This is a genomic window from Kitasatospora sp. NRRL B-11411, from assembly GCF_000721345.1.
GTDB lineage: Bacteria > Actinomycetota > Actinomycetes > Streptomycetales > Streptomycetaceae > Kitasatospora > Kitasatospora cineracea.
In genome coordinates, this window is sequence record NZ_JOGH01000240.1 from 1 (window position 1) to 3,810 (window position 3,810).

Annotated in this window: 4 protein-coding genes; 2 read left to right on the forward strand and 2 right to left on the reverse strand. The window is 70.5% G+C overall.

From position 1 onward, the window contains the following. The first annotated feature begins 329 nt into the window (after nucleotides 1–329). Together IH44_RS0139425 and IH44_RS43520 are read left to right on the forward strand one after the other, a co-directional pair. The gene (locus IH44_RS0139425) at nucleotides 330–572 is read left to right on the forward strand and encodes a hypothetical protein (RefSeq protein ID WP_030464677.1); all 243 of its coding nucleotides are present in this window, start codon (nucleotides 330–332) and stop codon (nucleotides 570–572) included. Then, nucleotides 569–1,417 carry a helix-turn-helix domain-containing protein gene (locus IH44_RS43520; RefSeq protein WP_051818307.1) on the forward strand — a complete coding sequence of 283 codons (849 nt, stop codon included), beginning with the start codon at nucleotides 569–571 and terminating at the stop codon, nucleotides 1,415–1,417. The genes IH44_RS0139425 and IH44_RS43520 overlap by 4 nt, the downstream gene beginning before the upstream one ends. A gap of 254 nt (nucleotides 1,418–1,671) precedes the next feature. On the opposite strand, the gene IH44_RS49270 is transcribed toward IH44_RS43520, so the two are convergent. After that, entirely contained in the window at nucleotides 1,672–1,803 is a 132-nt protein-coding gene (locus IH44_RS49270) for a hypothetical protein (RefSeq protein ID WP_255358173.1), read from the reverse strand. Nucleotides 1,804–2,145: 342 nt separating this feature from the next. After that, nucleotides 2,146–2,601 carry a hypothetical protein gene (locus IH44_RS0139440; RefSeq protein WP_030464680.1) on the reverse strand — a complete coding sequence of 152 codons (456 nt, stop codon included), beginning with the start codon at nucleotides 2,599–2,601 and terminating at the stop codon, nucleotides 2,146–2,148. Between the last annotated feature and the right edge of the window lie 1,209 nt (nucleotides 2,602–3,810).

Consider the following 3,810-nt stretch of genomic DNA (forward strand, 5'->3'; position numbering starts at 1 on the left):
AGGCCGAAACGACCGGCGGGCACGCGGCCCGGACGGCGGACCCGGGACCGCGGCGGCCGAGCAGGCGCAGCACCAGGGACAGGACGGCGGCGCAGCCACCAGGAACGGCGGGCCCGGGACGGCGGCCAGGGCGCGGGCAGCGGCCGTGGACAGCCGTTGTCCACTTCTGGTGGCTGAGCTGTGCACACGTGTGGGGCCCGCAAGGTACGTCGAGTGCGGGGTGGACGGCGCGCGGCTCGCGCAGCCGGGTCCAGCGCTGCCACCATCGCCTCACCACACCGGGCCGCTCCCAGCCCGACCACCCGTATCTCCCGTCTGGAGGCACCGCCATGCCCACCGAGTCCGCCCCCAGCGCCGAGCCCGAGCCGGTCCCGCTGCCCGGTCCTGCCCGTCTTGGAGGCGGCGAGGCCGCCGTCCTCATCGCCGCGATCGCCGCGGTGACCGTCCTCACCGTCCTGCAGCGCCCGGTCCCTGGCGTGCTGATCGCACTCGCCTCGATCCCCTGCCTGCTCCTCGTACCTGGCCGCGTAGGCCGGCCGCTCGCCACCCTCGCCACCAGCAACCGCGGATGAGCGCCCCCGCCCGCCCTACCGGCGCCCGCCCGCTGGCAGAGACGCCGGAACTGGCGGCGCTGCGCGGCTGGCTGCACGGTGTGAAGGGCCGCATGACCCTCGAGAGCCTCGCGCGCCGGGCCAGCAGGAAGAAGCTGCCCATCTCCGAGTGCACCCTGCGCCGGGCGCTGGACGGCCGACTGCCCACCCGCTACACCGTCATGGCGTTCGCCCAGGGCGCTGGCGCCGACGTGAAGAGGGCCGAGCAGATGTGGACCGCGGCCGCGCACGCCGCCCGTCCCCTCCCCGCCCGGACCCGTTCTCCGTACGTACCGGGCCGGATCACCACCCGAGACGGACTGGCCCTGGCCCTGAGCCGACTGAAGGCCAATGCCGGCATGAGCCTGCGCCAACTCGCCGCCGCTCCCGCGGCCGCGAACCTGCTCACCCGCAGCTCCCTGCACAACGCCCTGACCGGCCGACGGTTGCCCGCCGAGCAGTGGCTGGCCGCCTTCGCGGCCGCCTGCGGCGCCGGCGACAACGTGACCGACGCACTGATCGGTGCCCGCCGCCGGATCCTGGCCGGACCACGCCCGCCAGCGGTGTACCCGTGCGAGATCGTCGAACGCGCCGACTCGCGGCGTCGACAGGACGAAGCCGCCCGCCCCTGGCTCGCCGAACCGGACCTCGCCCCATATGACCAGTGGCTGCGCGACGAGGAAGAGGCCGAGTTCCAACGGCAGTTCTCCTGGGTCGACGACCTCACCAAGGACGAGCTCGACGAGCTCGCACACAAGGCCCAGACCACAGCGCAGCAGGACGACAGGCCATCACTCACCGATCTACTGAACCGCTACTGCGCTTGACCAATCCACCCCGACCAGCACCACCCGGCGGCAACCCGCTAAAACATTCAGATGGAATTCCGGAAAGAATTGTCCCCTGAAAACAACCCGCAAAACAGGCCGCCCCACAAGCAGTCCCACCGGACCTCCTGCATTATTACTCATAGTCACTAAACCTCGGGCAGCACCCACCTCACCGGGACCCCCGACAAGCGCAACGAAAGGTCTAGACAACATCAGCGTGAGGCCATTCTGCGACCAGAATCATCGACAGGTCACACATCGGGCCGATGATAACGGCGAAGCAACGCGAGGACGCTGACCGCCACAAGGGCGATGGTGCTGTCGGCAACAGCAACCTCGCCCTCATCCCGCCAGACAGCAACGATGCTCGCTGCGGTGGCCACAAGGCCCAGGACACTGCCAGCGCACACGGCAACGAGCCTCAGCGCCCTGCCAACAACCCGCCCGTACCGCGACCGCACCAAGCTCTTGCATCCACGGATATCAGCCATCACGAACCCCTCCCTCAACCAGACCGTCAGGACACCGACTTGAAGAGACGACATCCCACAGAAGATGGCCAGAGCCTAGAACGCCCTCCCACACCCCCCCTCCTCATCCCAGACAGGTCGCATGGAGCAGCACTTACGCCCAGTTCACCCAGGTTTCCTCTGATCTCACGCAAGGTAATTTCCGTAACCGTGCGTGAGAGCTCGACATAGAGACACGGATCACCGAAATCCGGATCACCTGTCTCTCCGCATCCGCCCCTCCTTGGCGCGTTTTCGACGGTCCTCCCACCACGGATCGTCTGGAGTGGAGACCAGCGCGGCCATCAGCTCGCGCTTGGTCGGGACCGGCAGCACCAACGGGCCCAAGTCCTTTGCGGTGCAGTCCTGTTCGCACTGCGGGCACTCCAGCCGATCCGGCCGGGCCCTCTCCCGCAACTCCAGCTCCGAACCCTCCGCCCCGCCGATCGAGCCCCGGCACGACCAACACGGGCGCAGCTTCGCGTTGACCGCGCGGGCAGCCTCCAACCGTTCCTCGGCCTCCCGCTCCAGGCGCTCCTCACGGTCCTGCTGGCAGGACCAGCAACGGCCACCCGGACGGCGGACCCACTCCACCCGCCCCCGGTCGCCGTACTCCCAGGTGCTCTCCTGCTCGGGAACGTCGCCGCAGTCGATGCAGACCAGGGAGTCCATCAGCTCCTGGTGGGCCTTGTGCTCCTCGGCCTCGCGGGCGGCCCGGCGCAGGTCCTAGGCGGCCCGGTTGTTCGGGTTCTCCAGCGCCTCGATGAGGGAGTGCCGGCCCGAGCGGCCCGTGCTCGGCCAGCAGCTGAAGGGTGGTCACGATGACGGGCACGGCGTCGTCGTACTCGCGCCAGCCGTCATCGTTGTAGTCGCGGACCTCTCTGCACCACCGGCCGCGCCAGCAGTCGGCGGACAGGTCCGCCACCGCCTGCTGCCGGCCTGCCAGCGCGGCCGGTCCGGCGTCGGTGACGACCAGCGCGATGGGCGGGTATCCGGGGCGGGTGTGGTCGGGCCAGGTGCGGCGCCACCAGTGCACCATGCGGTCGGCCGGATCCTGGCCGGAGCGGGCCGGATCGTTGTCGCGGACCTTGGTGCGAAACAGCTCGCGGTAGGCGGTGAACTTCGCGGCCACCCGCTCCGGCGACATGGTCGAGCGGTCGACCTCCACCATCAACACCGACACCCCGCTGTTCTCCGGGGCACGCGGCGCGCAGCTGGCCGGGCGTACCTCGCTGATCGACTGCGACCCCCCTGCCCGCCCGTATCGGCGACCAGACACCGTTCCGCTCCACCGTCGCCGCGTTCGAGAACGCCCTCGACCTCACCGCGCACCGGCCCGGCTCCCCGCGACGCCTCGCCCCCTACCTCCACCAGCGCACCGCCGGCCGGATCGGCAGCCTCTCCCGCCTCATCCGCCAAGCCGCGATCACCGCGATCCTCGACGGCACCGAGAAGATCACCAAGACATCGTTGGATGCGATCACCCTCGACCACCTCGCCGAGCAGCACCACCGACCCACCCACCCGCCCGGTCGGTCGGGCGCCGGGGCCCGGGGCCAAGGTGACCGCCCTCCCCGACTGGGCCGCGAGTCCCACGCTGCCCGCGCCAGTGCCCCAGCACCCAGGATGTGCGGCCCCTGCCGGCGGAGAGCACCGCTTCCTGGCTCACCCGCCTCGCCCAGGCCCACCACCTGCCCACGCCCTACCTCCTGGACGGCCTGAACATCACCACCACCGGCCGCCCCAGCCAGTCCCCCCGGAGGATCCGAAATCCATTTCAACCACACGGCGCGGCACCACCTCGCCGCATTCACCCGCGTCCCCCACCACCACCTCATCCACGCCCTGCCCCGCCTGAACACCCTCCCCCCTGTCCCCGCC